Here is a 23,968-nt window from a genome sequence, read left to right as displayed (position 1 = left end):
TTCCCCGGCGTCAGGACACCGCTACTTGTCCTTGCCGCCCTTGTCCTTGTCGCCACCGCCGGCGCCCATGGATTCGTAGATCTCCTTGCACATCGGACAGACGGGGTACTTCTTCGGGTCGCGCCCCGGTACCCAGACCTTGCCGCACAGCGCCACGACGGGAGTGCCGTCGAGAGCGCTCGCCATGATCTTGTCCTTCTGGACGTAATGGGCGTAGCGCTCGTGGTCGCCGTCACCGTGGGACACCTGCGGCGTCGGCTCGACGAGGGTTCCCGTACCTGCCCCGCGCTCGGGCTCGAGAGTGCTCATAACCGCCAAGGGTACTGAAAGCCGGGGCCCTCAGTTGAGGGACGGGTCGTCGGGGTAGGTCGCGATCATCGCGAGGTCGCCGCGCTGCCGTCGGAGCACCTGCCGCCAGAGCGTCTCGGGCTGCGGCGAGGAGACGTCGCCGGGCTCCGACTCGACCACGTACCAGGCACCGTCGCCGAGCTCGGTCTCCAGCTGGCCGGGGCCCCAGCCCGCGTATCCGGCGAAGATCCGCAGCGAGCCGAGGGCGGGTCCGAGCAGCTCGGGCGGGGTCTCCAGATCGACGAGGCCGATCGCCCCGTACACCCGCCGCCAGCCGAGGGGGCCCTCGTCGCCGGGGATCACGGCGACGCCGAGGGCCGCGTCGAGCGAGACGGGGCCGCCCTGGAAGACGACTCCGGGTTCGCCGGCGAGTCCGGCCCAGGGGGCGAGGATGTCGCCGACGGTCACGGGGGTCGGCCGGTTGAGGACCACGCCGAGGGAGCCCTCGTCGTCGTGGTCGAGCAGGAGCACCACCGCGCGGTCGAAATTCGGGTCCGCCAGCGCGGGGGTGGCGACGAGCAGCCGTCCTGTGAGCGAGGACACCTCGGTCATGCGACACATGATCCCGCATCTTCGGCGTTCGCGGGGGGCGTCGGACGGGACGGACGGGCCGATGGCGGGAAGTCGCCGACCACCGCAGATCAGATCGGTGACCGCCGCGACGGAGAGGGGGCCAAGGGCCGTCTCGGCGAGGGAAGTGGACGGTGACACTCCGCAAGATCACGGGAACAGAGGGTGTTGTGCCGAATTCATTACATCTGCCAGGCCCCCCGAGGCACCCAAGAGAGGTCTCATGGCCCCTTACCCTTTTCACTGGCCACCCGACCGACCCCACTCCGGAACGCGAGATTCATGACCGGCACAGACGATGTCCTGCTTGTCCACGGCGGAACCCCGCTGGAGGGCGAGATCCGCGTCCGCGGCGCGAAGAACCTCGTGCCCAAGGCGATGGTCGCCGCACTGCTCGGCAGCGGCCCGAGCCGCCTGCGCAATGTGCCCGACATCCGTGACGTCCGCGTCGTCCGCGGACTGCTCCAGCTGCACGGGGTGACGGTCCGTCCGGGCGAGGAGCCCGGCGAGCTCGTCCTCGACCCGACGCACGTCGAGTCGGCGAACGTCGCCGACATCGATGCCCACGCCGGTTCGTCCCGCATCCCGATCCTCTTCTGCGGCCCGCTGCTGCACCGCCTCGGCCACGCCTTCATCCCGGGCCTGGGCGGCTGCGACATCGGCGGCCGGCCCATCGACTTCCACTTCGACGTGCTGCGCCAGTTCGGCGCCACCATCGAGAAGCGGGAGGGCGGCCAGTACCTGGAGGCCCCGCAGCGCCTTCGCGGGTGCAGGATCCGCCTGCCGTACCCCTCGGTCGGCTCGACCGAGCAGGTGCTGCTCACGGCGGTGCTCGCCGAGGGCGTCACCGAGCTGTCGAACGCCGCGGTGGAGCCCGAGATCGAGGACCTGATCTGCGTCCTGCAGAAAATGGGCGCGATCATCTCCATGGACACCGACCGGACCATCCGGATCACCGGTGTCGACCGTCTCGACGGCTACACCCACCGCGCCCTCCCGGACCGCCTCGAGGCGGCCTCCTGGGCGTCCGCGGCGCTCGCCACCGAGGGCAACATCTACGTGCGCGGCGCCCAGCAGCGCTCGATGATGACCTTCCTCAACACCTACCGGAAGGTGGGTGGCGCCTTCGAGATCGACGACGAGGGCATCCGCTTCTGGCACCCGGGCGGCTCGCTCAACGCGATCCACCTGGAGACGGACGTGCACCCGGGCTTCCAGACGGACTGGCAGCAGCCGCTGGTCGTCGCCCTGACGCAGGCCTCCGGCCTCTCCATCGTCCACGAGACGGTGTACGAGTCGCGGCTCGGCTTCACCTCCGCGCTCAACCAGATGGGCGCTCACATCCAGCTGTACCGCGAGTGCCTCGGCGGCTCCGACTGCCGCTTCGGCCAGCGCAACTTCCTGCACTCGGCGGTCGTGTCCGGCCCGACGAAGCTCCAGGGCGCCGACCTGGTCATCCCCGACCTGCGCGGCGGCTTCTCGTACCTGATCGCGGCGCTCGCGGCCCAGGGCACCTCCCGGGTGCACGGCATCGAGCTGATCAACCGCGGTTACGAGAACTTCATGGAGAAGCTCGTCGAGCTCGGCGCCAAGGTCGAGCTCCCGGGCAGCGCACTGGTCTGAGCGGGCGGTACGCGCGCGTGGAGCGACTCCACGCGCGCGTACACCTCCTCCCCAGGCGGGTACGCCCCCGCCGAGGGCGCCGGAGGCCCCTCAGGGCCCGACGGGCCCTGAGGGGCTTCTGACGGGCATACGAAAGGGCGGCCACCCCCTGACAGGGTGGCCGCCCTTTCTGCGCCTCTAGGCTGCCTTACTTGCCCTTGGCGGCTTCCTTGAGCTTCGAGCCCGCGGAGACCTTCACGCTGTAGCCGGCCGGGATGTCGATCGGGTCGCCGGTCTGCGGGTTGCGAGCGGTGCGAGCGGCACGGTGGGTGCGCTCGAAGGTCAGGAAGCCGGGGATGGTGACCTTCTCGTCGCCCTTGGCGACGACCTCACCGACGGTCTCGGCGAGAGCGGCCAGCACGGCGTCGGCGTCCTTGCGGGTCACCTCGGCGCGGTCGGCCAGGGCGGCCACCAGCTCACTGCGGTTCATGTTGTTACTCCCGTGTTCTTCTTGCCTGTGAGGCGTGCCACGCGGCGGAAGCCGCGTGATTGGGTACAGCGAAGCCGATGCTGCCAGGGCCTTCGGACAGTCCCCGGACCCGGGTCTAATGACAGACCCTCGCGCCCAAACACGCATCCTGCCCCCACCAGCGGCGGGAACGCCAATCCGGCACCCCCTGGGGTCACACGAAAAGCGCCAGAGCCCCGTGGTGGTGACGTTCTGTCGACTCCGCGAAAACCAAGCGGAGCCGAAAAGCCACCCTAAAGGCGGGTTTACGGCTCCGCGAATCGCGACGCGCCGTCAGCGCCCGGTCGACGCCGGGCCGGAGCCCGCGGCCTTCGCCGCGGTGCGGACCGCTCCCGCGACCGCGCCCGCGACCTTGTCGTTGAAGACCGACGGAATGATGTAGTTCGGGTTCAGCTCGTCCTCGGTGACGACGTCGGCGAGGGCCGTGGCGGCCGCCAGCATCATCTCCGTGTTGACCGTACGGGACTGGGCGTCGAGGAGACCGCGGAAGACACCCGGGAAGACCAGCACGTTGTTGATCTGGTTCGGGAAGTCGGAGCGGCCGGTGGCGACGACGGCGGCCGTCTGACGGGCGGCGGCCGGGTCGACCTCCGGGTCGGGGTTCGCGAGCGCGAACACGATCGAACCCTCCGCCATGGCGGCGACGTCCTCCGCGCCGAGCAGGTTGGGGGCGGAGACGCCGATGAAGACGTCCGCGCCGGCCACGGCCTGCTTGAGGGTGCCGGTGACGCCCTCGGGGTTGGTGTTGTCGGCGATCCAGCGCAGCGGCGAGTCGGCCGGGGCGTCCACGAGGTCCTCGCGGCCCGCGTGCACGACACCGTGGATGTCGGCGACCACGGCGTGCTTCACGCCCGCCGCGATCAGCAGCTTCAGGATGGCCGTACCGGCGGCGCCGGCACCGGACATGACGACCCGTACGTCGCCGATGCCCTTGTTGACCACGCGCAGCGCGTTGGTGAGGGCGGCGAGGACGACGATGGCGGTGCCGTGCTGGTCGTCGTGGAAGACGGGGATGTCCAGGGCCTCGCGCAGCCGGGCCTCGATCTCGAAGCAGCGCGGCGCCGAGATGTCCTCCAGGTTGATGCCCGCGAAGCCGGGGGCGATGGCCTTGACGATCGCGACGATCTCGTCGGTGTCCTGCGTGTCGAGGCAGATCGGCCAGGCGTCGATGCCGGCGAAGCGCTTGAAGAGGGCGGCCTTGCCCTCCATGACGGGCAGGGAGGCCATCGGGCCGATGTTGCCGAGGCCGAGGACGGCGGAGCCGTCGGTGACGACCGCGACGGAGTTGCGCTTGATGGTGAGGCGGCGGGCGTCCTCGGGGTTCTCGGCGATCGCCATGCACACGCGGGCGACACCCGGGGTGTAGATCATGGAGAGGTCGTCACGGTTGCGGATGGGGTGCTTGGACGCCATCTCGATCTTGCCGCCGAGGTGCATCAGGAACGTACGGTCGGAGACCTTGCCGAGGACGACGCCCTCGATGGTGCGCAGCTGCTCGACGATCTCGTCGGCGTGCGCGGTGGAGGTCGCGGCGATGGTGACGTCGATGCGGAGCTTCTCGTGGCCGGAAGCGGTGACGTCGAGGCCGGTGACGGATCCGCCGTGGGACTCCACCGCCGTGGTGAGCTGGGAGACCGCGGTTCCGCTCGCGGGAACCTCCAGCCGGACCGTCATCGAGTACGAGACGCTGGGCGCCGTTGCCATGGCCGGGTTCCTCTGCTTTCCCTGAGCTTCATTGCTACGCCGCCCCGGCTGGTTGCCTGGCGGCGCCCTCCGATGGTCGCACCTACCTGCCGGTAGCAGGTAATGCGGTCATTTTGTTTTCGGAAAGTAGTTTCCACCATACGAGAAGTGGCGGGGAAACAGAAGAGGTCCCCGTCACCAGGGGTGACGGGGACCTCAACTTCGTAGCTATGCACTAGGTGGCACCGACCCGCCATGCTCGCCTCGCGGCAAGTGGTCCCTCAAAGGGACGAAGGTTGGGCCCGGGGGCTTGGATCGAGCCGGTGCCACGACAAGGCTAACAAACGACCCCGTGCGGCGATTCCAGCGCCACAGGTTGACCTGAAATCAGCCCCCGGCCCCCTCCGCGCCACCCCCGGATCAGTCCCTCAGCAGGTCCGGAACCCCCGCCTCGTCCGGCATGTCCGCCGCCGCCGCGACCACCGTGAGCTGCTGCGTCGCCCGCGTCAGGGCCACGTAGAGCACCCGCAGACCGGCCGGGGACTCGTCCGCGATCTCCGCGGGCGAGACGACCACCGTGGCGTCGTACTCCAGGCCCTTCGCCTCCAGGGAACCCAGCGCCACCACCCGGTCGCCCAGCTCGGCGAGCCAGCGGGCCGCCTCCGCACGCCGGTTCATGGCGACGACGACACCGACCGTGCCCTCGACCCGCTCCAGGAGCAGTCGCGCCTCGGACCGTACGGTTTCGGCCAGATCCGGCTTCCCCGCCGTCTCCCGCACCGGGACGAAACGGGGCTCGACTCCCGTCGATCGGACGGCCCGCGGCGACTCCTTGCCCGGCATGGCGAGGGCGAGCACCTTGGCCGCGAGCTCCGCGATCTCCGCCGGGTTCCGGTAGTTGACGGTCAGCTCGAAGCGGCGCCGCGGCCGGGAGCCGAGCGCCTCGTCACGGGCCTCGGCGGCCTCGTCCGGATCCGACCAGGAGGACTGCGCCGGGTCGCCGACGACCGTCCAGGTGGCGTGCCGGCCGCGGCGCCCGACCATCCGCCACTGCATGGGCGTGAGGTCCTGCGCCTCGTCGACGATCACATGCGCGTACTCGGTGCGCTCGGCGGCGAGCCGCTCGGCCCGCTCGCGCTGCGTCTCCTCCCGCGTGGGCATGAGCTCCTCCAGACCCGTGAGCTGGTCCAGCGGGTCGTACTCCCGGCGCTTCCTCGGCCGGGCCGGGGCGCCGAGCAGGGTCCCCAGCTCGTCGAGGAGGGCCACGTCGTGGACGGAGAGGTCCCCGCGGCGCAGCGAGCGGGCGAGCCGCCGCACCTCGCCCGGATTCAGGATGCGGCGGGCCCAGCGGCCGAGCCGCCGCTCGTCGGCCATCGCGCCCAGGACCCCGCGCGGGGTGAGCTCGGGCCACCAGGCGTCGAGGAAGGTGAGGAAGGAGTCCTCGGTGGAGACGTCCTCGTCGAAGGAGGAGCGCAGTTCGGCGGCGAGCTCCGGGTCGCTGTGCCGGCCGGACGCACCCGACTTGGAGTACAGCGCGTCGAGGAGCAGCCGGCGGGCCCGCGGACGGAGCAGGTTGACGGGCGCGGTGCCGCCGAGGACGTTGTGGCGGATGCGCCGCAGGTCCTCGGCCTCCAGCTCCAGCCGGCGGCCGAAGGCGACCACCCGCAGGCGGGTGGGGGTGCCGGTGGGCGCGGGCGCCTCGTCGTCCTCCCCCAGGGCGAGCTGCGCCTGGCCCCTGGGCGCCGGGGTCTCCAGGGCGCCACGTGCGGCCTTGCGGAGCACATGGAGCATGCGGGAGGAACCCTTGATCCGGGCGACGGCCGGATCGTCGTACGCGGTGGCCTCCGCGCCGTCGACCAGCGAACCGACCGCGCGGATCGCGACCTGGCCCTCCTCGCCGAGCGAGGGCAGGACGCCCTCGGTGTACGAGACGAGCAGCGGGGTCGGGGAGACGATCAGGATGCCGCCCGCGTACCGCCGCCGGTCCTGGTAGAGCAGGTACGCGGCCCGGTGCAGGGCCACGGCGGTCTTGCCGGTGCCGGGACCGCCCTCCACATAGGTGACGGAGGCGGCGGGAGCACGGATGACGAGGTCCTGCTCCGCCTGGATGGACGAGACGATGTCCCGCATCGTGTGGCTGCGGGCCTGGCCGAGGGCGGCCATAAGGGCGCCGTCGCCGATGACGGGCAGTCCGCGCCCGTCGAGGGTGGCCTGCAGCTCGGGGCGCATCAGGTCGTCCTCGACACCGAGGACCTTGCGGCCCTTGGAGCGGATGACGCGCCGGCGCACGACCCGGCCCGGATCGACCGGGGTCGACCGGTAGAACGGCGCGGCGGCGGGCGCGCGCCAGTCGATCACCAGCGGCGCGTAGTCGGAGTCGAGGACGCCGATCCGGCCGATGTGGAGGGTCTCGCCGATCTCGGCCGTGTTGTCGGGACGTACGGCGTCCTCGGCGGGCTCGATCGAGGTGTACGCCCCGTCCGGTCCCTTCTTCCCGTCCTTCCCGTGAAGAAGGTCGATCCGGCCGAAGAGGAAGTCCTCGAACTCGTTGTTGAGCCTGTTGAGGTGGATGCCGGCCCGGAAGACCTGGGCGTCGCGCTCGGCGAGGGCGCCGGGCGTGCCGACCTGCCCCCGCTGGGCGGCGTCGTTCATCAGGAACTCCGCCTCGTGGATCTTCTCCTCCAGTCGGCGGTAGACGTGATCCAGATGTTCCTGCTCGACACCGATCTCACGGTCTCTGACCGTGTCCACGGCTTCCTGCGCGGCCACCTAAGGCCCCCTTCTGACGTGCACTGGGCAGCCGTCGAGCGTACGCCACCGGAAGGCACCGTGTCAGGCGAGATCACCGTACGGGGATTCGGCGTCCGGAACGCCGGGCGGCGGGTCGTCGTGGAGAAGACGCTGGAAGAGGTCGTGATCGCGCCACTCCCCGTCGATGTGGAGGTAGCGGGGAGCGGTCCCGATACGGGTGAAACCGCTCTTGGCGAGCACACGTTGGGAGGCGTGGTTGTCGAGAACGGTCCCGGCCTCGACCCGGTGCAGCCCGAGCTCCTCGCGGGCGGCCCGGCAGGCCTCCTCGACCAGCGCGGTGGCCAGACCGCGACCGGTGTGTCCCTGGTCGACCCAGTAGCCCAGGGAGGCACTGCGGAAGGGCCCCAGGGCGATCCCGGAGAGAGTGGCGGCCCCGACGACGACCGTCCCGCCCCCGGGCTCCGGCGCCACCGCGAAGAACCGCACCCCACCGTCCGCGAGCCGCTCGGCCTGCCCCTCGGCGGTGTAGTACCGCTCGGGCCGGTAGGGCTCACGGTTCCGCATGTACGCCCGGTTGCGCACGAGCGCGGCGGCGAGGGCGGTGGCGTCCTCGGGAGCGGCGGAACGGATACGAATCGGCTCAACCATCCCCGCACGCTACCGCCGCCCACCGGACGGGCGGGTCGCCCACGCGTTGCGGGCGCTGCCCACCTCGTTGTGGGCCACCCTCGCGTTGTGGGCATTCGTTCCGCTGGGGCGGAACGGGTGGGCACAACGGAACGTCGCCCCTTGCCGGGCCCAGGCTTCCGCGCCGTAACCCGCACCCCTGATGCGCCGCACTGTTGGTGCGGGTCCAGGCACAAGGGCCGGACGCGCCGCCAAGCGCGCGTCCCGTGTGCCCACCCGTCCCGCCCCAGCGGGACGAATGCCCACACGGGCGGTGGCGGGGCGGGCGGCGGCCGCGTGCCCGCACGGGGGGCCGGGCGGCAGCGGTGGCCTGGTCCGGCCCGCACCGTGCGGGGCCCGCACGTGGGGGCCACGGCGATGCCCCCCCCGCCCCCTAGCCGTCGTACTTCTCGTCCGCCGCCGGATCCAGCGCCAGCCGATACCCCCGCTTCACCACCGTCTGGATCAGCTTGGGCGTGCCGAGCGCCGCCCTGAGGCGGGCCATCGCCGTCTCCACCGCGTGCTCGTCCCGCCCCGCGCCGGGCAGCGCCCGCAGCAGGTCGGCCCGGGAGACGACCCAGCCGGGGCGGCGGGCGAGGAGCGCCAGGAGGGCCATTCCGGCGGGCGGGACGGGCCGCAGGACGCCGTCGACGAGGACGGCGTGGCCGCGGACCTCCATCCGGTGTCCGGCCACGGGAAGGATGCGTGCGCGGGCGGGCAGTTCCCTGCAGAGCAGTTGGACGAGGGGTCCGAGCCGGAAGCGCTCGGGCTGGTAGGTGTCGATGTCCTCGGCCTGGAGCGGCAGCGCCGTCACGGGGCCCACGCACAACGCGAGGACGTCGTGGCGCAGTGCGGCGACGAGCTGGTCCCGTACGCCCTTCTCCTCGGCCCGGGTGAGCAGGGAGGCCGCGGCGGGGGCGCTGGTGAAGGTGACGGCGTCGAGGCCGCCGGAGAGGGCCGCGTCGAGGAGCCGGTCGAGCGGGCCGATGTCCTCGGGGGGCATCCAGCGGTAGACGGGGACGCCGACGACCTCGGCGCCGCCGGCGGTGAGCGCCTCGACGAAGCCGGGCAGCGGTTCGCCGTGCAGCTGGAGGGCGATCCGGCGGCCGGCGACTCCTTCGGCGAGGAGCCGGTCGAGGACCTCGGCCATGGATTCCGAGCTGGGCGACCAGGATTCGGTGAGTCCGGCGGCCCGTACGGCTCCCTTGACCTTGGGGCCCCGGGCGAGGAGTTCGACGTCGCGGAGGACGGTGAGGAGCTCTTCGCCGTGTCCCCAGCCGTCGGCGGCCTCGACCCAGCCCCGGAAGCCGATCGCCGTGGTGGCGATGACGACGTCCGGGGCGTGGCCGATGAGTTCCTTGGTGGCGGCGAGGAGTTCGGTGTCGTCCGCGAGGGGCACGATCCGCAGGGCGGGGCCGTGGACGACAGCCGCGCCGCGTCGGCGCAGCAGCGCGATGAGTTCGTCCGCGCGCCGCGCCGCGGTGACGCCGACGGTGAAGCCGGCGAGGGGGCCGTGTTCTTGCTCGTCCATGGTGCCTGAGCCTGACGGGGACGCGTGACAGTCTCGGTTCGCCCGTATTTCCTGGTCGTTACGGTCCGCGCCGGGCACGGTGGATCACACCTTCGCGTAGCCGGGCCGGGGCTCCGACTCGGTGACGGCCTCGGCGGTCGCGGGGACCGCGGCGGGGCGCCGAAGGTATACCGCCCAGGTGACGACCATGCAGGCGGCGTAGAAGGCCAGGAAGGCCACGAAGGCGGCGGTGCCGGTGCCGGAGGTCTGGAAGGACTGGCGGAAGGCGAGGTTGATGCCGAGGCCGCCGAGTGCGCCGACCGCTCCGATGAGGCCCATGGCGGCCCCGGAGAGGCGTCGTCCGTAGGCCTCGGCGGTCTCTCCCGCGAGCCCCTCGCGGTGCCCCTGGGCGAGGAAGATCGCCGGGATCATCTTGTAGGTGGAGCCGTTGCCGAGGCCGCTGAGGACGAAGAGTCCGATGAAGCCGACGAGGAAGACGGTGAGGGATTCGATCACGGAGGCGTAGATCACCACGCCGGTCGCGGCGGCCATGGCGGCGAAGGTCCCCAGGGTGATGCGGGCGCCGCCGTGCCGGTCGGCGAGGGAGCCGCCGACGGGCCGGATGAGCGAGCCGAGCAGAGGGCCGATGAAGGTGAGCGAGGCGGCCTGGAGCGGGGTGCGTCCGAACTGGGTCTGGAGCACGAGTCCGAAGGCGAAGCTGTAGCCGATGAAGGAGCCGAAGGTGCCGATGTAGAGGAAGGCCATGATCCAGGTGTGGCGGGCGCGCACGGCTTCCTTCGCGGCCCCGGCGTCGTTCTTGACGGGGGCGAGGTTGTCCATGAAGAGCGCGGCGCACGTGGCGGCGATCACGACCAGGGGCAGGTAGACGCCGAGCACGATCCTGGGGTGTGCGGCTCCGGCGGTGCCGATGACGAGGAGGCCGACGAGCTGGACGACGGGGACGCCGATGTTGCCGCCGCCCGCGTTGAGGCCGAGTGCCCAGCCCTTCTTCCGCAGCGGGAAGAAGGCGTTGATGTTGGTCATGGAGGAGGCGAAGTTGCCGCCGCCGACGCCGGTGAGCGCGGCCACCAGGACGAAGGTGGTGTACGAGGTGCCGGGCTCCATCACCGCGAAGGCGAAGCCGATGGGCAGCAGGAGCAGCAGGGCGCTGAAGACGGTCCAGTTCCGGCCGCCGAAGCGGGCGACGGCGAAGGTGTACGGGATCCGGATCAGCGCGCCGACGAAGGTCGCGGTTCCGATCAGGAAGAACTTGCCGGCGGGGTCGATGCCGTACTGCGGGCCCATGAAGAGGACCATGACCGACCAGAGGCTCCAGATGGAGAAGCCGATGTGCTCGGAGAGCACGGAGTAGAGCAGGTTCCGTCGTGCGATCCGCTCCCCCTTCTCACGCCAGAAGGTCTCGTCCTCCGGCTCCCACTGTTCGATCCACCGGCCGCCGCCCATGTCGTACCTCCGCGGGTGTCGGGTCCTGGGGCGTCCACAGCCCCGGTCCACCTGCCTCCGACGCTAGGGAGGCCGCGTTTCAGCCTGGTGCCGCGAGGTGACGGGAGCGGAACCTTGCTCTCACCCGGGGCGCGGAGGTCCTGTGAGCGCCGCCGAGCGCCCTCGCGCCCTTCTGGGCCCTCAGGGCCACTCAGGCCTGCCTCGGGCCCGCTCAGGCCCGCCTCAGGCCCCGCTGGGGCCCTGACCGGCCCCGCCCCGGCCTCCCGGGCCTCCCGGGCCCCCGGGCAGCCCCGGCTCGTCCTCCGGCAGCCAGGAGCCGGCCGGGCGGTTCTGCCAGCCCTTCCTGGCGCCGATCTCGGCGGCGGCGGCCCGCAAGGCGTCCAGGCCGGGGTGGCGCAGCCCCTTGCGCCACACGAGGCTCACCGGTGACAGGGGTACGGGGTCGACGAGCGGCCGCAGCACACAGTCGGGCATGGGCGGGAAGTCGACGACGGCGAGCACCGGGGTGCGGTGCTTGGCCATGATGCGGCGGAACTCCTCCTTGCCGACGGCGAGCGGCGCGGGCGCAGCGATCCCGATGCCCCGTCCGGCGAAGAGCCGGGCGGCGAGGTCGGTCCACTCGGGCGTGCGGTCGTTCCCCGCGCCCGCGTAGACCCGTTCCCCCGCGAGGGCCGCGAGGGGGACCTCGGGCAGTCCGGCGAGGGGGTGGTCCTCGGGAAGGATCACGGCCATCCGCTCGTACCGCACGAACTGGACGTCGAGCCGTGCCCGCAGCGCCGCGTCGAGTCCTCCGTACCGGCCGAAGGAGGTGTCGATCCGACCGGCGAGGATCTCCCGTACGGCTCCGGTGAGTCCGCTCTCGTAGCGGGCCATCAGCTCCTGGTCCGGGGCGAGTTCACGGGCCCGGCGCAGGACCTCCTCCGGGGCGAGGCCGGGGCTGTTGAGGTCGACGAGGAGGGGGCGGGGCGCGGCGCGGAAGGCCTCGGTCAGTTCGTCGTGGGCGGCCAGCACCCTTCGCGCGTACGGGAGAAGGCGCTCGCCGTCCGGGGTGAGGGCGACCTGCCGGGTGGTCCGGACGAAGAGCTCGGCGCCCAACTCGCGTTCCAGGCGCCGGATGTCGCGGCTGAGGGCCTGCTGGGCGACGTAGAGGCGGGCGGCCGCGCGGGTGAAGTGCAGTTCCTCGGCGACGGCGGTGAAGGCGCGCAGCAGCCGGGGGTCGACGTCATGCGCGGCGGAGGAGACGAGAGGGGAAGCGGAGGAGAAGGAGGCGGCAGAGGCGGGGACGGCCGCGGGGGCGGAAGGGTCGGGGACGGAGGGATCAGGGGAGGATGCCGGGAGGACCACCGCCGCATTTAACAACACAGATGCGTGAATAGCCATCGAACAGGTGTTGGACCCACTGGGCCCGCCCACCCGAACCTTGAGCCATGCCGCAACCGGACCTCACCCTCACCCCGGCGGGCCCGGCCCTCGCCCCTCGCTACCGCGAGCGAGCGACCACCGCCCCCCGCAACCCGTACCTCCGCCTCTTCACCGTCCCCGGCACCCGCGCCTTCACGGTGGGCAATCTGATCGCCCGACTGCCCATGGGCATGTTCGGCGTCAGCGCCGTGATCATGATCGCGGGGGCGTACGGCTCGTACGCGCTCGCGGGCGGCGTGACCGCCACCGGCATGGCCGCCGGAGCCCTCACCGCCCCCTGGATCGCCCGGCTCGTCGACCGGTACGGCCAGGCGCGGATCGCCGTCCCCGCCACCGTCCACGCGGTCCTCGGCCATCTCGTCCTGCTGCTGTGCGTCCACGAACGGGCGCCCGTCTGGGCCCTGTTCGCCACCACGGCGCTCAGCGCCACCGCCCCCAACACCGGCGGCATGTCCCGCGCCCGCTGGGCCCACCTCCTCAAGGGCGACCGGGACGCCCTGCACACCGCCAACGCCCTCGAGCAGGCCACCGACGAACTCTGCTTCATGCTCGGCCCGGTCGTCGCCGCGGTGCTCTGCTCGACCCTGTTCCCCGAGGCGGGCACCCTCGTCGGCGCGGCCCTCTTCCTCAGCGGCGTGCTGATCTTCGCCGCCCAGCGCTCCACCGCACCGCCGGTCGCGCCCCGCACCGCGGCGGGCTCCCCGCTGCGGGTCCCCGGGATGGCCCCGCTCCTGGCGGTCTTCCTCGCCACCGGGGCGGTCTTCGGCTCCATGGAGGTGGTGACCCTGGCGTACGTGGACGGCCCCGTCGCCGGCCCGGTCCTCGCCCTCCAGGCCACCGGCTCCTGCGTGGCCGGCCTCCTCTACGGCCGCGCCCGCCGCGTCGCCCGGCTCCGCACCTGTCTGGCCGCGATGGCGCTCCTGATGACGCTGCCGCTGCTCGGGGCCTCGGCCGGCTTCCTCCCGGCGCTCGCCGCCGGACTTCTGGTGGCGGGCATGGCGACGGCGCCGACGCTGGTGACGGGCATGGGCCTGGTCCAGCGCCTGACTCCGCCGTCCCAGCTCAACGAGGGCATGACGCTGGCCGTGACCGCGCTCCTCGGCGGCATCGCGGCCGGCTCCGCCACCGGCGGCTGGGCCGCCGACCACGCCCCCTTCGCCTCCTTCGGCTTCCTGGTGCCGGCGGGCGCGGCGTCCCTGGCGCTCGTCCTCTGCTCGGCGGCCCGGGTGGGTGGCCGGGCATGACAAAGGCCCGCCAGTCTGACGACTGCCGGGCCTCTGCCCACATGGGATGAGGTGTCCGGGTGGGGCATGCCCCCTCGGACGCTCGGTGGAGATGGCGGGAATCGAACCCGCGTCCAACGGTACGGAAACAGGGCTTCTCCGTGCGCAGTCCGCTACGAGTTTCTCAGCCCCGGAGATCACACGGACAAGTCTCCGACGGGCTCAGTCACTGTTTGATTTCCCTCCAACCCCCGTGACCGGGGCTAGAGGTTTAGATCCCTAAATGACGCCAGGATCCGGGTCGGGACCATCCCCGGGCTGACGCTCCTCACAGAGGCTTCTTGTCGTTACCTAAAATTAGGCAGCGAGGGCGAAGCGGGAGTTATCGCTCTTGGAGTTGGCGATTATTGGTTGCGACATATGGTTAACGAGATCATTGCCGCTTCCTCGACACGCTTCCCCTGCATCGGTATCCGCTGTCGAAACCGATCATCCCCATGTTGTTTTTTCAAAGGTCGCACCCGCTGTGAGGTGCGTGACCCATCGTACGTGACCGACGGGGGCTGTCGCCAGCGTATTACCCGCGGCCGTGCCGCTAGCCGGCCTGGGCCGCCCGCTGCTTGCGCTTGGCCGCCGCGATGGCCCGGTTGGTCTCGCGGGTGTCCTGCTTCTCGCGCAGCGTCTGCCGCTTGTCGAACTCCTTCTTGCCCTTGGCGAGCGCGATCTCGACCTTGACCCGGCCGTTGAGGAAGTACAGGGCGAGGGGCACGATCGTGTGACCCGTCTCCTGCGACTTCGACTCCAGCTTGTCGATCTCCTCGCGGTGCAGCAGCAGCTTGCGCTTCCGCTTCGCCGAGTGGTTGGTCCAGCTGCCCTGCATGTACTCGGGCACATGGATGTTGTGCAGCCACGCCTCGTGGTTGTCGATCTGCACGAAGCCGTCGACGAGCGAGGCGCGGCCCATCCGCAGCGACTTCACCTCGGTGCCCATGAGCACCAGACCGCACTCGTAGGTGTCGACGATGTGATAGTCGTGTTGCACCTTCTTGTTCTGCGCGATGATCTTGCGCTCGGGCGCCTTGTCCTGGTTCTTCTTCGCAGGCTTGCCCTGCACGTTCACGAGTCCCTTTGCCATAGTGGGGTCATTTTCGCACTACGAGCCCCCTCCGAGGCCACTCAATACTGTCTTCGCCCGTTCCTCGGCCCGTTCCCCGGCCGCCAGGTCCGGCGTGATGCCGCGTCCGTCCACGGCGTGCCCGGCCGGTGTGCGGTAGTGGCCGACGGTCAGCTCGGCGACGGAGCCGTCCGGCAGGGCGCTCGGCATCTGCACCGAGCCCTTGCCGAAGGTGCGCGAACCGACCGTGACCGCCCGGCCCCGGTCCTGGAGGGCGCCGGTGAGCAGCTCGGCCGCGCTCATCGTGCCGCCGTCGATCAGCGCCACCAGGGGCCGGACGGTGTCGCCCCCGCCCTCGGCGTACACGGCCCGCTGCCGGCCCTCCACGTCGTACGTGGCGACCAGGCCGCCGTCCAGGAAGGCGGAGGCGGCCACGGCGGCCTCCGCGACCAGGCCGCCCGCGTTGCCCCGCAGGTCCAGGAGGACGCCGGCGCCCGCCGGGGCGTCCCGTACCGCGTCCCGTACGCGGGTGCCCGCGCCCTTGGTGAAGGCGGCGACCCGGATCAGCAGGGTCCCGTCGTCGAGGCGGCGGACGGTGACGGGGTCCGTGGCGAGCCGGGCCCGCCGCAGGGTCTGCGTCCAGGCGGCGCGGCCGCGCTCGATCCGGAGGGCGACGGTGGTGCCGGGGACGCCGTCGCCGCGCAGGAGGGCGACGACCTCGGAGACCGAGAGCCCGTCGACCGGGCGTCCGTCGACGGAGACGAGCCGGTCGCCCGACCGGATCCCGGCCTTCTGCGCGGGGCCGCCGGCCTGTACCCGGGTCACCCGGACGCGGCCCTCGGCGGCCCGTCCGGCGGAGAGCCCCACACCGGTGTAGGCGCCGTCGAGGGACTGCTCGAACTCGGCGTACTCCCTCTTGTCGTACACCGCGCCCCAGCGGTCCCCGCTGCGGCTGACGAACTCCTCCGCGGCCTTCTTGCCCGACTTCCCGTCGGCCATGGCGGCGGCGGCGGCCCGGCTCAGCGCGGCGCTGTCGACGGTGTCGCGGCCCGCACCGCCGGGGGGCCGCTGCCCCGCGCGCGCGGACGCCCCCGCGGGGCCGTCGGCGGAATCCTGCCGGGGCAGGGAGCCGGTGGCCGCGGCGGTGGCGAGGACTCCGGTGAAGACCAACGTCAGAACGGCCCCACGGAGCACTCCGCGGGGCCGGATACAGAAGTGGTCGGTGCCGGCCGGCATGGCGCCCACTCTAGGACAAGGCGATGGCGCCGCACGGGCTTTGCCCGTACGACGCCATCCGCCGTCAGAAGCTTCTTGTCACACCTTCAGGTACTTGCGCAGCGCGATGAAGGCGGCCACGGCGGGCATCAGCAGCCCGATGGCGATCACGAGCGGCAGCTTGGCGAGGACGGCGTCCCAGCCGATGAAGTTGACGAGCTGCATCTTCTCCGCGAGCGCGATGCCGTGGTCGATCAGGAAGTACCTGCCGACGAGGAGCAGCACACAGGCGACTCCGCCGCCCAGGAGCCCGGCGAAGGCGGCCTCCATGATGAACGGCATCTGGATGTAGAAGCTGGACGCGCCGACGAGCCGCATGATGCCGGTCTCACGGCGCCGGCTGAAGGCCGAGACCCGGACGGTGTTGACGATCAGCATCAGCGCGATGACCAGCATCAGCCCCATGACGCCGAGGGCGGCGATGTTCATGCCGTTCATCAGGTCGAAGAGGTTCTGCAGGATGTTCCGCTGGTCCTGGACCGACTCGACCCCGTCGCGGCCGGCGAAGGCCGTGGCCACCACCTTGTACTTCTCCGGGTCCTTGAGCTTGACCCGGAACGACTCCTGCATCTGGTCGGGCGTCACCACGGAGGCGATGGCGGTGTCGCCGTACTGCTCCTTGTAGTGCTTGAACGCCTGGTCGGCCGACTCGTGCTGGACGGTCTCGACGATGTCCATCTTCTTGAGGTCGGCCTCGATCTGCTCCTTCTGCTGCCCGGTGACGGCGCCCTTGGCGCACTTGGCCGCCGTGGCCGCGTCGGCCTTGTTGCAGAGGAAGATCGAGACGTTGACCTTGTCGTACCAGTAGTCCTTCATCGTGCTGACCTGCTCGCGCATGAGCAGCGCGCCGCCGAAGAGGGCGAGCGAGAGGGCCACGGAGACGATGACGGCGAAGGTCATCGTGAGATTGCGCCGGAGACCGACGCCGATCTCGGAGAGCACGAACTGAGCGCGCATGGTGTGTTCTGTCCCCTAGCTGCTCAGTGCTGGTAACCGTAGACGCCGCGGGCCTGGTCGCGGACGAGACGGCCCTTCTCCAGCTCGATGACGCGCTTGCGCATCTGGTCGACGATGTTCTGGTCGTGGGTCGCCATGACGACGGTGGTCCCTGTCCTGTTGATGCGGTCGAGCAGCTTCATGATGCCGACCGAGGTCTGCGGGTCGAGGTTGCCGGTGGGCTCGTCGGCGATCAGCAGCATCGGGCGGTTGACGAAGGCCCGGGCGATGGCGACGCGCTGCTGCTCACCACCGGAGAGCTCGCCCGGCATCCGGTCCTCCTTGCCGCCGAGCCCGACGAGGTCGAGAACCTGCGGCACGGCCTTGCGGATCTCGCCGCGCGGCTTGCCGATGACCTCCTGGGCGAAGGCCACGTTCTCGGCGACGGTCTTGTTGGGCAGCAGGCGGAAGTCCTGGAAGACGGTGCCGAGCTGGCGCCGCATCTGCGGCACCTTCCAGTTGGAGAGCCGGGCGAGGTCCTTCCCGAGGACGTGCACCTGACCCTGGCTGGCGCGCTCCTCACGCAGGAGCAGTCGCAGGAAAGTCGACTTTCCGGAGCCGGAGGAACCGACGAGGAAGACGAACTCCCCCTTCTCGATCTCCAGGGAGACATCCCGGAGCGCGGGGCGGCTCTGCTTCGGATAGGACTTGGAGACGTTGTCGAATCGGATCACGGATGCACCACGGTCGGCCGGGAGTAGGTGTGCGTGACCTTACGCGAACGGGGAAGGCCCGCGCAGTCGCGGTCCTGGCTTGCGCCGTTTATCCTTTTCGCCCCTCGGGACGGAACAGGGGCAATCCGGCGGGGCGCGCCGAAACGCCGCCGAGCTGGCACAGTGGTAGGGGGAACGTCCGGACACCGTCGGACGTTGTCCTGGTGTGAAACCCAGTGCGGGAGGAGGAGAGCGCATGACCTACGACCGACTGGTGTGCGCCAACTGCGCGGCCCCGGTCGCCGAGGGCCGCTGCCCCGTCTGCCGCGCCAACCGGGAGCGACTGACCCCTCAGGGGGGTCTCTCGCCCGCGATGCTGTTGACCCTGGCGATCGCCCTGCTGGCCGCGATCGCCCTGCTCGCGGCGGTCCGTACGCTCTAGCCGGGCCGCGCGACGCCACACAAGCCGGAAGCATGACGAAGGGCCGGGGAGAGACTCCCCGGCCCTTCGTCATGCGTGGTGCGCCCCGCGGACGGGAGCGCGGACCGAACGGATCGATCAGACGGCGGTACGGCCACCGGCGACGAGACGCGGCAGCATACGGAAGCCGATGCCACCGGCGATCATCGTCGCGGCACCGATGATCAGGAACGAGGTCTCGGCCGCACCGGTCTCGGCGAGCTCCTCCTTCGCCTGACCCTGCTGCACGGGCTGCGAGCCGGCGTTGTTGGTGTCGGTGTTGCTGTTGCCGGTGTCGACGCACTCGGCGCCGTCGAGGTCGACGGTGCAGGTGCCGGGGTCGCTCGACCCGTTGTCGTCGTCGCCGGGCGTGACCGGCGAGTCGGTGCCGCCGGGGGCGTCCGTGTCACCCGGCTCCGGGGCGGTGGTCGGCGGCGTGGTGACCGGCGGCTCCGTGGTACCCGGGTCGGTGGTGGGCGGGTTGGTGGGCGGCTCCGTGGTCGGAGGCGCGGTGGTGGGCGGCTCCGTCGTGGGAGGCGCGGTGGTGGGCGGCTCCGTGGTCGGAGGCGCGGTGGTGGGCGGCTCCGTGGTCGGAGGCGCGGTGGTGGGCGGCTCCGTCGTGGGAGGCGTGGTGGTCGGAGGCGCGGTGGTCTCCTCACAACCGACATCCCCGGGGATGCACGTAGGCGTCGGGGTCGGGCCGTCGCTGAAGGCGCCCACGGCCTGCGCCGCACCCGCCGCGGTGAGCGACGCGCCGGCGGCGATCACCGCACCGGCGGCGATGCGCGCGATACGGACTCGCATCTGCTTGGTCATCTGGCTGCTACCCCCAGTAGCTCATCTCGTCATGGGGCAGCGCTCGGGGGCCGCGACAGGAGCGGCTCACTACTGGGCCGGCCCCCGTCGCACGCGCCCCAGAAATGCGCATGCCAGTGGGCCACCCTTCCGATTTTCCGATGAAGCGTCAAGGTCGTTGCGCGTGCGATGCCCGAAAGATCACGAGCTGTCCCACATACAACGATGCAACTGTGACGTAAACCCGGAACTCCGGGCCCCGCAGCGCCAGTTCCCTTGTCGACAAAGCGTCCCAGCCACGCTGTTTCCGCTTGCGTCAGCGAATCCGCCGACCGGGCGGACGCGACGGGAGAGAACGGCGACGGGCCCCGCACCGAAGGGTGCGGGGCCCGAACACATGCTGCCGTGGGGCTACTTCTCCTGCTGCTTGCGCCAGCGGATGCCCGCCTCGAGGAAGCCGTCGATCTCGCCGTCCAGGACGGACTGCGGGTTGCCGACCTCGAACTCCGTACGGAGGTCCTTGACCATCTGGTACGGGTGCAGGACGTACGAGCGCATCTGGTTGCCCCAGGAGCTGCCGCTGTCCTTCAGGGCGTCCATCCTGGCCCGCTCCTCCTGGCGCTGACGCTCCAGCAGCTTCGCCTGGAGGACGTTCATGGCGCTCGCCTTGTTCTGGATCTGCGAGCGCTCGTTCTGGCAGGAGACGACGATGCCGGTCGGGAGGTGCGTGATGCGCACGGCCGAGTCGGTCGTGTTGACGCCCTGGCCGCCCGGGCCCGAGGCACGGTAGACGTCGATGCGCAGCTCGGACTCGTCGATCTCGACGTGGTCGGAGGACTCGACGACCGGCAGGATCTCGACACCGGCGAAGGAGGTCTGACGGCGGCCCTGGTTGTCGAAGGGCGAGATGCGGACCAGCCGGTGGGTGCCCTGCTCGACGGAGAGCGTGCCGTAGGCGTACGGCGCCTTCACCACGAAGGTGGTCGACTTGATGCCGGCCTCTTCCGCGTACGAGGTCTCGTAGATCTCGGTCGGGTAGCCGTGGCGCTCCGCCCAGCGCAGGTACATGCGCTGGAGCCGCTCGGCGAAGTCGGAGGCGTCGACGCCACCGGCCTCGGCGCGGATGTTGACCAGGGCCTCGCGCTCGTCGTACTCGCCGGAGAGGAGGGTACGGACCTCCATCTCGTCGAGGGCCTTGCGGACGGAGGTGAGCTCCGTCTCGGCCTCGGCGAGGGTGTCCGGGTCGTCCATCTCCTCGGCGAGCTCGAAGAGCACCGCGAGGTCGTCGATCCGCCCGCGCAGGGTCTCGGCCTTGCGGACCTCGGCCTGGAGGTGCGAAAGCTTGCTCGTGATCTTCTGCGCCGCCTCCGGGTCGTCCCACAGGGACGGGGCCGCGGCCTGCTCTTCGAGCACGGCGATGTCGGCCCTCAGCTTCTCGAGGTCCAGGACGGCCTCGATCGACCCCATGGTCGAGGAGAGGGACTTCAGCTCTTCGGATACATCGACGACTGCCACGCGTCCAGCGTAACGGCTCCGGGCAAGGAGCCGAACCTTTGGCCGTCGGGGTCCCTACGGCTGCGTGGACTGCTTGGAGTCCTGCGGCGGGGTGTCCGTGTCCCCGGAGGACGCGAGGTAGCCGCCGGCGCCGAGCGCCCCCGCGACGACGACCGCCGCGACGGTGAGGGTGATCCGGCGCTTGCGGACCGTCTCGGCCTTGTGGCGGGCCGAGCCGGGTCTGCGGGCACCCGCGGGGCGCGGGGCGCGGGCGGTGCCCAGGGGGCCGCCGGCGAGCTCGTCGGGCGCCGGGACCCGCATGGAGGTGTGGGTGTCGCGGTTGGAGTCGGCCGAGGCGCCGGGGACGAGCGGGACGGCGGCCCGGCGCGGGCCGGGCTCACCCGCGCCCGTACCGGTCGCGTACGTGTCCTCCTCGTACGGCTCCGGGGCCGGCTCCGCGTCCGGCTCGTCCACGTCGAGCGGCGGGATGCCCTTGAGCAGCGGCAGGACGTCCTTGAGGCGGGCGGCGAGCTCGGAGGCGCGCAGCCGGGAGGCCGGGGCCTTCGCCAGGCACTGCACGATCAGCTGCCACAGCTCCTCGGGGATGCCGGGAAGCGGGACGACGGTCTCGGTGACATGGCGGCGCAGGACGGCGCCGGGGTGGCCGCCGCCGAAGGGGGTGAAGCCCGCGAGCAGCTCGTACAGGACGGTCGCGAGGGCGTAGATGTCGACGGCGGCGCGCGGCGGGAGGCCCTCGACGATCTCGGGGGCGAGGTAGTCGGGGGTGCCGATGATCCGGGTGGCCTTGGTACGGCCCGGTGTGTCGATCAGCTTGGCGACGCCGAAGTCGGTGAGGAGGGCCGGGTGGGCGCCGCCGGGCCCGAGCGGTCCCTCCATGTCGAGCAGGATGTTCTCGGGCTTGACGTCCCGGTGGACCACCCCGGCCGCGTGTGCGGCGGCGAGGGCGTCGGCGACGTCGGCGATGATCGCGACGGCCGCCTCGGGGGCGAGGCGTCGTTCCCGGTCGAGGCGGGTGCGCAGGTCGGTGCCGCGGACGAGGTCCATGACGAGGGCCAGGTCGTTGCCGTCGACGACGAGGTCGCGGACCTTGACCACCCGGGGGTGGTCGAGGCCGAGCAGGGCGGTCCGCTCCTGGACGAAGCGGCCGACGAGCTCCTGGTCGGAGGCCAGGTCCTCGCGCAGCAGTTTGACGGCGACGGGACCCTCGGGCCCCTCGCCGAGCCACACCGTTCCGGCACTGCCCCGCCCGAGGATCTGGTGGGTGGTGTAGCGGCTGCCGATGTTCCGTGCCAAGACTGCTCCCTCAGCGGCTGCGGTTCGCGTGCAAAGTTACGCGTCCACGGCCGCCGGTCGTCACTTCCGAGGGGAAATCACCCCTCGGAAGTCGATAAATCGGCAGTATTACTGCCCCGTACCGCCGGTAGTACCCCCGGAGCCGGTGCTCTCGCCGATCGAGGAGATCCAGTCGGTCACCGACGAGATGCCGTCGCCGATGGCCTGCCAGTAGCTCTTGCCCTCGGCGATCCAGTCCTGGAGCGGGGTCAGCTCCCAGACCAGCCAGCCCGCGACCACGAACAGCACGACCATGACCAGACAGCCCTTGAGGCAGCCGAGACCGGGGATCCGTACCGGGTTGGCACCGCGCTGACGCGGCGGACGCGGCTCGCGCGGTGCCGGGGCCTGGGGCGGCGGCTGCGGCGGGGTGTACTGCTGCTGGGGCGGCGCGTACTGCTGCGGGGCGGGCGGCGGCGCGTACTGCTGCGGCTGGTGCTGCTGCTGGTGCTGCGGCGGGTACGGCTGGGGCGGCCGCTGCGCGGCAGGGCGCTGCTGCTGCTGGTACTGCTGCGGCGACTGCTGCCCGTACTGGCCGGGCTGACCGCCCTGCTGCTGGCCGTACTGGCCGGGCTGACCGCCCTGCTGCTGACCGTACTGGCCGGGCCGGGCGTCCTGCTGCGGCGGCTGCTGCCGCTGCGGGCGGCGGCGCAGCGGGTCCTGGTTCGGGTCCAGGTACTGCACCTGCGTCTGCTCGTTGCGGTCGCGGGCGGCGCGCAGCTGGCTCTGCCAGGGGTGCGGCTCCTCGGACTGCGCACCCTGACCGGGCTGCGGCGGCTGCGGCGGTACGGGGGGCATGACGGCCGTCGGATCGGCGGCGCCCGGGCCGCCGGTCGGCATGACGCTGGTCGCTCCGGCGGGGTCGTACCGCGGGGGCGTCCCGGCACCGCTGGGCAGCACCTGGGTGGGGTCCGCGGCCCCCGGGGTCTCCGGGACGGGCGCGGGCGCCGGGTCCGGGGCGAGGAGCGCCCCGACGCCGTCCGCCGCCTCGATCTGGGCGGGCGTGGCGTGCACACCGATTCCGGCGGCGACCGCGCGGAGACCGCGCGCGAGGTTCACCGCGCTCGGCCGCCGGTCCGGGTCCTTGCTGAGGCAGCGCTCTATCACCGTCCACAGCGGTCCGGGCACGGTCGACGGACGGCGCGGCTCCTCGCTGAGGTGCCGGTGGAGGACCTCGAGGGCGGTGCCGCCGGAGAACGGGGGCCGGCCGGTGACCAGCTCGTAGAGCAGGATGCCCGCGCCGTAGATGTCGACGGCGGAGGTCTGCGGGCGTCCCTCGGCGGACTCCGGCGCCACGTACGCGGGCGTGCCCACGAACTCGTGGGTGCGGGTCAGGCCCGGGGAGTCCGCGAGGCGCGCGATGCCGAAGTCGGTGAGCATCGGGTGCATCTGGCCGCCCTGCTCGGCGAGCAGCACGTTGGCCGGCTTCAGGTCGCGGTGGACGACGCCGTCCGCGTGGCTCGCGGCGAGCGCGTCGGCGATCTGGGCGGTCAGGAGGGCCGCGGCGACCGGGGTGAGCGGGCCGCTCTCCCGGATGTACCGGTGCAGGTCGGGGCCCTCGACGAGGTCCATGACGAGCGCGAGGACATCACCCTCGACCACCAGGTCGCGGGTGCGCACGATGTTCGGGTGGGTGAGCCGGAGCAGCACGGACCGCTCGCGCAGGAAGCGCATCACGATGTCCGCGTCGTTGGCCAGCTCCTCCTTGAGGACCTTGATCGCGACGGTCTCGCCGGGCTGGCCGGCGACGGCCGCCTCGGCGCCCGCCGTCTCCCGCTGGCGGGCTCGCCAGACGGTGCCCGTGGCGCCGCGGCCGAGCGGCTCCTCGAGCAGGTACTTGCTGCCGATAGGCCGCACGTCACGCGCTCCCTGCTGATCGTGGTCCTGGGGTGATCCGGTGCTGTTCCCGGGGTCCCTGTCCTCTGTTGTGACCCGTCCGGGTGTCCGACCCACTTTAGTGCCGCCGAACGGGGTACCGGTTGGTCCTCCACAGGCCGATTCCGGTGTCGGCGGCCGGGGCCGGTGGGGTCCCGGCGGCCCTCCTGCTCGGGGCGGGCCGG

General features: G+C 71.7%; 20 protein-coding genes and 1 other RNA gene. 3 read left to right on the top strand and 18 right to left on the bottom strand.

What is annotated here, in order from left to right; genetic code table 11:
• Positions 1-21: 21 nt before the first annotated feature.
• Positions 22-309, bottom strand: coding sequence for a DUF3039 domain-containing protein (locus ACH4MY_RS29380; RefSeq protein ID WP_024761666.1), 288 nt, complete (start codon positions 307-309; stop codon positions 22-24).
• 30 nt (positions 310-339) lie between these two features.
• A complete protein-coding gene (locus ACH4MY_RS29375; RefSeq protein WP_073913348.1) occupies positions 340-900 on the bottom strand; it encodes a YqgE/AlgH family protein in 561 nt (186 codons plus the stop codon).
• A 300-nt stretch (positions 901-1,200) separates the two neighbouring features.
• Between ACH4MY_RS29375 and murA the strand changes: the two genes are divergently transcribed.
• Positions 1,201-2,541 (top strand): UDP-N-acetylglucosamine 1-carboxyvinyltransferase, encoded by a 1,341-nt coding sequence (gene murA / locus ACH4MY_RS29370; protein ID WP_398006748.1) that lies wholly within the window; start codon positions 1,201-1,203, stop codon positions 2,539-2,541.
• A 187-nt stretch (positions 2,542-2,728) separates the two neighbouring features.
• On the opposite strand, the gene ACH4MY_RS29365 is transcribed toward murA, so the two are convergent.
• The 7 genes from ACH4MY_RS29365 to ACH4MY_RS29335 all read right to left on the bottom strand — a co-directional run bounded on the left by ACH4MY_RS29365 (position 2,729) and on the right by ACH4MY_RS29335 (position 12,332).
• Complete coding sequence (locus tag ACH4MY_RS29365) at positions 2,729-3,010, bottom strand: HU family DNA-binding protein (protein ID WP_015033921.1); 282 nt, start codon at positions 3,008-3,010, stop codon at positions 2,729-2,731.
• 312 nt (positions 3,011-3,322) lie between these two features.
• A complete protein-coding gene (locus tag ACH4MY_RS29360; protein WP_398006747.1) occupies positions 3,323-4,753 on the bottom strand; it encodes an NAD-dependent malic enzyme in 1,431 nt (476 codons plus the stop codon).
• Between the two features lie 399 nt (positions 4,754-5,152).
• The gene (locus ACH4MY_RS29355; RefSeq protein WP_398006746.1) at positions 5,153-7,501 is read right to left on the bottom strand and encodes a HelD family protein; all 2,349 of its coding nucleotides are present in this window, start codon (positions 7,499-7,501) and stop codon (positions 5,153-5,155) included.
• 63 nt (positions 7,502-7,564) lie between these two features.
• Positions 7,565-8,131: a GNAT family N-acetyltransferase gene (locus ACH4MY_RS29350; protein WP_398006745.1), complete on the bottom strand. Its 567-nt coding sequence runs from the start codon at positions 8,129-8,131 to the stop codon at positions 7,565-7,567.
• A 412-nt stretch (positions 8,132-8,543) separates the two neighbouring features.
• The gene (locus tag ACH4MY_RS29345) at positions 8,544-9,680 is read right to left on the bottom strand and encodes a uroporphyrinogen-III synthase (RefSeq protein ID WP_398006744.1); all 1,137 of its coding nucleotides are present in this window, start codon (positions 9,678-9,680) and stop codon (positions 8,544-8,546) included.
• Positions 9,681-9,764: 84 nt separating this feature from the next.
• Positions 9,765-11,123 carry a nitrate/nitrite transporter gene (locus ACH4MY_RS29340; protein ID WP_398006743.1) on the bottom strand — a complete coding sequence of 453 codons (1,359 nt, stop codon included), beginning with the start codon at positions 11,121-11,123 and terminating at the stop codon, positions 9,765-9,767.
• Positions 11,124-11,345: 222 nt separating this feature from the next.
• A complete protein-coding gene (locus ACH4MY_RS29335; RefSeq protein ID WP_398006887.1) occupies positions 11,346-12,332 on the bottom strand; it encodes a LysR family transcriptional regulator in 987 nt (328 codons plus the stop codon).
• Between the two features lie 218 nt (positions 12,333-12,550).
• Here ACH4MY_RS29335 and ACH4MY_RS29330 point away from each other — a divergent pair, with 218 nt between their 5' ends.
• Positions 12,551-13,789 carry an MFS transporter gene (locus tag ACH4MY_RS29330; protein ID WP_398006742.1) on the top strand — a complete coding sequence of 413 codons (1,239 nt, stop codon included), beginning with the start codon at positions 12,551-12,553 and terminating at the stop codon, positions 13,787-13,789.
• 83 nt (positions 13,790-13,872) lie between these two features.
• Here ACH4MY_RS29330 and ssrA read toward each other — a convergent pair.
• The 5 genes from ssrA to ftsE all read right to left on the bottom strand — a co-directional run bounded on the left by ssrA (position 13,873) and on the right by ftsE (position 17,827).
• Positions 13,873-14,265, bottom strand: a transfer-messenger RNA (tmRNA) gene (gene ssrA / locus ACH4MY_RS29325).
• A gap of 98 nt (positions 14,266-14,363) precedes the next feature.
• The gene (gene smpB / locus ACH4MY_RS29320) at positions 14,364-14,903 is read right to left on the bottom strand and encodes an SsrA-binding protein SmpB (RefSeq protein WP_398006741.1); all 540 of its coding nucleotides are present in this window, start codon (positions 14,901-14,903) and stop codon (positions 14,364-14,366) included.
• Positions 14,904-14,921: 18 nt separating this feature from the next.
• Positions 14,922-16,118 (bottom strand): S41 family peptidase, encoded by a 1,197-nt coding sequence (locus ACH4MY_RS29315; protein ID WP_398006740.1) that lies wholly within the window; start codon positions 16,116-16,118, stop codon positions 14,922-14,924.
• A 78-nt stretch (positions 16,119-16,196) separates the two neighbouring features.
• Positions 16,197-17,114, bottom strand: a complete 918-nt coding sequence (ftsX, locus tag ACH4MY_RS29310) for a permease-like cell division protein FtsX (protein WP_398006739.1) — start codon at positions 17,112-17,114, stop codon at positions 16,197-16,199.
• Between the two features lie 23 nt (positions 17,115-17,137).
• On the bottom strand, positions 17,138-17,827 hold the full coding sequence (gene ftsE, locus ACH4MY_RS29305) for a cell division ATP-binding protein FtsE (protein ID WP_030692056.1): 690 nt from the start codon (positions 17,825-17,827) through the stop codon (positions 17,138-17,140).
• A 235-nt stretch (positions 17,828-18,062) separates the two neighbouring features.
• Between ftsE and ACH4MY_RS29300 the strand changes: the two genes are divergently transcribed.
• Complete coding sequence (locus ACH4MY_RS29300; protein ID WP_398006738.1) at positions 18,063-18,248, top strand: hypothetical protein; 186 nt, start codon at positions 18,063-18,065, stop codon at positions 18,246-18,248.
• Positions 18,249-18,365: 117 nt separating this feature from the next.
• On the opposite strand, the gene ACH4MY_RS29295 is transcribed toward ACH4MY_RS29300, so the two are convergent.
• From ACH4MY_RS29295 to ACH4MY_RS29280, 4 genes are all read right to left on the bottom strand, one after another.
• The gene (locus tag ACH4MY_RS29295; RefSeq protein ID WP_398006737.1) at positions 18,366-19,082 is read right to left on the bottom strand and encodes an LPXTG cell wall anchor domain-containing protein; all 717 of its coding nucleotides are present in this window, start codon (positions 19,080-19,082) and stop codon (positions 18,366-18,368) included.
• Positions 19,083-19,472: 390 nt separating this feature from the next.
• Entirely contained in the window at positions 19,473-20,576 is a 1,104-nt protein-coding gene (prfB, locus tag ACH4MY_RS29290) for a peptide chain release factor 2 (protein WP_398006736.1), read from the bottom strand.
• A gap of 54 nt (positions 20,577-20,630) precedes the next feature.
• On the bottom strand, positions 20,631-21,869 hold the full coding sequence (locus tag ACH4MY_RS29285) for a protein kinase (protein ID WP_398006735.1): 1,239 nt from the start codon (positions 21,867-21,869) through the stop codon (positions 20,631-20,633).
• Positions 21,870-21,977: 108 nt separating this feature from the next.
• Positions 21,978-23,765 (bottom strand): serine/threonine-protein kinase, encoded by a 1,788-nt coding sequence (locus tag ACH4MY_RS29280; RefSeq protein WP_398006734.1) that lies wholly within the window; start codon positions 23,763-23,765, stop codon positions 21,978-21,980.
• Positions 23,766-23,968 lie beyond the last annotated feature (203 nt).

The sequence above is a fragment of the Streptomyces sp. NPDC017246 genome, assembly GCF_044331325.1.
Taxonomy (GTDB): domain Bacteria; phylum Actinomycetota; class Actinomycetes; order Streptomycetales; family Streptomycetaceae; genus Streptomyces.
The sequence above is the reverse complement of the archived record's forward strand: the minus strand, read 5'-3'. Positions and strand labels throughout refer to the sequence as shown.